This window comes from Candidatus Igneacidithiobacillus taiwanensis, from assembly GCF_031962545.1.
In the GTDB taxonomy this organism is placed as follows: domain Bacteria; phylum Pseudomonadota; class Gammaproteobacteria; order Acidithiobacillales; family Acidithiobacillaceae; genus Igneacidithiobacillus; species Igneacidithiobacillus taiwanensis.
Map to the genome: position 1 here is coordinate 1 of NZ_JAVRKK010000190.1, position 3272 is coordinate 3272.

Below are 3272 nucleotides of genomic sequence, written 5' to 3' on the forward strand. Positions count from 1 at the left end.
AAGCAGTAGAAAAGATGTTCGGTTGTGGTGATATAAATAGGGGCCATAGCACTACAACGAAAGTTCTTTACGCCTGGGTGGGCGGCAGGTGCGGTGGAAGAAATACCCACAAAATTCCTCTGCCCGGTCGAGTAATTGGTCCAAGCGCCGGCACTTAGGCCATCAAAAAAAATGCTAAACTGCGACAGGCCTTGCAATTTGCCTTTAGCGCGAGCTAGGAAGTCCTGGTGGCGGGAATAAACCTCCAAATCGGCCGGGACATTTTTATTTGGTTGTTGCATAATGGTTCCATGGCGATGATGCTAATTGGCCAGAGGTGCCATGAACAAGAGGGTACTATAGCCCGGCGATGGACAAACCGTCGATTGGCGATTGGTCCTTCCTCATTGTCAACCATCTTTGTATACTGGCTGGCCAGCGCCGGCCGGTACCCATTTTGGGTCGCGCACGCCAATGTTACTTCTATTGGAAGGGCCAGAATCTGGGGACAAGGGATGTGGCCGGCGTATTCCGGCACAATAGCCATGTCCAAGGAGAGCACACCATCCCAAACCTCACGGCGGTGGGGAGGGGGATGGCGGTCATGATGCTCGGCCAACCGGATTGGAGTCCGGATCTTTTGGAACGAATCGGATTGGATACTTCTGCGGTGGAACAACTTCTTACCTTGCTAGATGATTATCTGGCTTATTTTCAGGAATGTTACCAGCGCTGCGAACAGCGTCATCACGGTGAGGTCTATGTTAAAGGTTTGCTAAGCAATCTGGATCGTAAATCGATCGAGCCTATTGCGCTGGCGTTTGACGGGGAAAAAGGGGTGCGCCCGACGCAGTTATTCCTTCAGCGTTCGCCTTGGGATGACGAAAAGATGTTGTATCTTTATCAGCAACGGGTAGCTTCCCAGGTTAACGACCCAAACGGTATGCTTACTGTAGACGGGTCGGACATGCCCAAAAAAGGTAGCCACTCGGTTGGGGTTGCCCGTCAGTATTGCGGCACTGAGGGGAAGACAGATAACTGTCAGGCCGGCGTGTTCATCGGTTATTCCGGTGCCCAAGGATATGGTCTCCTGGACCGTCGACTCTACTTACCTAAGAAGTGGTTCACTGAAGAGTATCGTGATAAGCGCATCCAATGCGGCGTTCCTGAAGACGTGGTTTTTGCTACAAAAAATCAGTTAGCGATCGAAATGATCGACAAGGCGTTAGCCTCAGGCAATTTTCATGCTCGGTGGATCGGGTGCGATGCTGCGTTCAGTAGTGATCAAAAATTTCGTGGGTCTTTGCCGCCAGGATATTGGCTCTTTGGCGATGTCCGCGCAACGCAGTTGGTCTGGCGCACCCGGCCCGAGTGGGTTCGCCCGGAGTACTCGGGTTGTGGCAGACCTCCGACGAAGCTGGTCCTGTCACCTGCTCCCGTATCTGTAGAAAGCATAGCGAAAGATGATACCTTGCCGTGGGAAACGGTTAATCTGGGTGAGGGTGCCAAGGGACCCATCATGGCCAAGGTCAAATGTTGCCGCGTCATCGAGTGCGTGGATGGGCAACCGGGTGGCGAGATCTGGCTCTATATTCGGGAATACGAGAATGGGCGGATCAAGTATTCCATCAGCGATGCTCCAGCTGATCTCCCCAGAGCAGAACTCGACCATGCCGCTACTTTACGCTGGCCTATTGAGCAGTGCTTCGAAGAATGCAAGGATTGCCTTGGGATGGACGAATATGAGATGCGTTCGTGGAACGGTTGGTACCGGCACATGCTTTTTGTCTTCATCGCCCATCTCTTTACTTTGGAGATCCGAATCCGTTTTCAAAAAAAGCTGACTATGCCGCAGGCCTACCGTCTAATCAGAGTGGCTTTTACTCAGGATCCGGCACAGATACGAAAGGCTATCGCTGATCTGAAGTACTATTTAAAACGCAACCATGTTGCCTATCAGTCACACCGGAAGAGGAAGCTCATGGACTCTGGATAGTTGTCAAGGATCAGATCCCTGACACCGCCTACTGGAAACAAGTTGAGCGCTTTGTCAACCTCACAATTGGCTAATCAAAACAAGGAACCTTTGCCTTTTACCGACCAGGAGCCAGCCCTAAAGATAAAACAACCGGATGACGGGGATCGAAATTGCACGTGCACGGCAAACATGTCTCCGCAGACGATAAACATACAGGACGTCGCCCAGAAAGGAGCACGGCCAATGCAGATACGAGAACAAGATCTGCCACTCCGTCTGGTCGGCCGCACCGTGAAACCAGAGGACCTGGAATTCTTACGGTCTCTCATTGCCGCCAACCCCGGCGCCACCCGTGCACAGCTCGCATACGAGGTTTGTCGGCTCTGGTCCTGGAACAAACCTAATGATACACCCAAAGTGATAAGCGCCAAGCAGCTTCTGCTCAAGCTGCATGACTCCGGTTTGTTGGAACTCCCTGCCCCTATGCATCCACATGTGAATCACCGAAAAATCCCTCTGCGTACAGCAGCCGGGGAGCCCTGCCCCAAAATAAAGGTCGCGCTGTGCGAATTACTACCCCTACAACTGCAGCGAGTAGTCACCCAGCCAGACAAGAACTTATGGCGGGAGTTAATCGACCGCTACCATTATCTCGGTCATAACAAGGGAGTCGGTGCCCAGATCCGTTACCTTGTCCACTCCCCACAGGGTGTTGTCGCCCTGTTCGGCTTCGGTGCCTCCGCCTGGCATGTTAAGGACCGCGACCGATGGATCGGTTGGAACGAAGAACATAGGTACCAGTTCCGCCACCTTGTCGTTAATAATTCGCGTTTCCTGATCCCGCCCTGGATAAAATGCCACAATCTTGCCTCGAAAGTGTTATCTCTTGTGGTCCATGCCATTGCCAAGGATTGGCAAGATGTATACAATTACACCCCAGTTTTGCTCGAGACCTACGTCGACCAAGGTCGTTTCTGGGGTACCTCATACAAAGCTGCCAACTGGAAACTCGTAGGACTCACCCAAGGTCGCGGCAAAAAAGGACCACAAAGAGCCGTGCTCCCTTTAAAATCCATTTACGTTTACCCTTTAACTAAAGATTTTCGCCTCATTCTCACTGGCAAAAAATCTCTAACTTGCCACTAAGCTTCATGCTAGCCATTAGATAACATAACCCATACCCCGAAGGGCATCATCCTTTTCTACTGGAAATCATAGCTAACTTTCGCTGTAGTATTAATGTATGTTTGATTATGGTTGGCAGGGTGTTTGTCGCTCTGCCAAATTTTTTTCTTGCATAGAGTTCAACGGGCGT

Annotated in this window: 3 protein-coding genes; 2 read left to right on the forward strand and 1 reads right to left on the reverse strand. The window is 51.3% G+C overall.

Annotated features, from left to right (window positions below):
- On the reverse strand, window positions 1–281 hold a 281-nt coding region (locus RTI30_RS13430; protein WP_312284030.1), incomplete at its 3' end, for a hypothetical protein.
- Window positions 282–574: 293 nt separating this feature from the next.
- Between RTI30_RS13430 and RTI30_RS13435 the strand changes: the two genes are divergently transcribed.
- Together RTI30_RS13435 and RTI30_RS13440 are read left to right on the forward strand one after the other, a co-directional pair.
- The gene (locus tag RTI30_RS13435) at window positions 575–1975 is read left to right on the forward strand and encodes an IS701 family transposase (protein WP_312284031.1); all 1401 of its coding nucleotides are present in this window, start codon (window positions 575–577) and stop codon (window positions 1973–1975) included.
- Between the two features lie 225 nt (window positions 1976–2200).
- On the forward strand, window positions 2201–3103 hold the full coding sequence (locus RTI30_RS13440; protein WP_312284032.1) for a Druantia anti-phage system protein DruA: 903 nt from the start codon (window positions 2201–2203) through the stop codon (window positions 3101–3103).
- Window positions 3104–3272 lie beyond the last annotated feature (169 nt).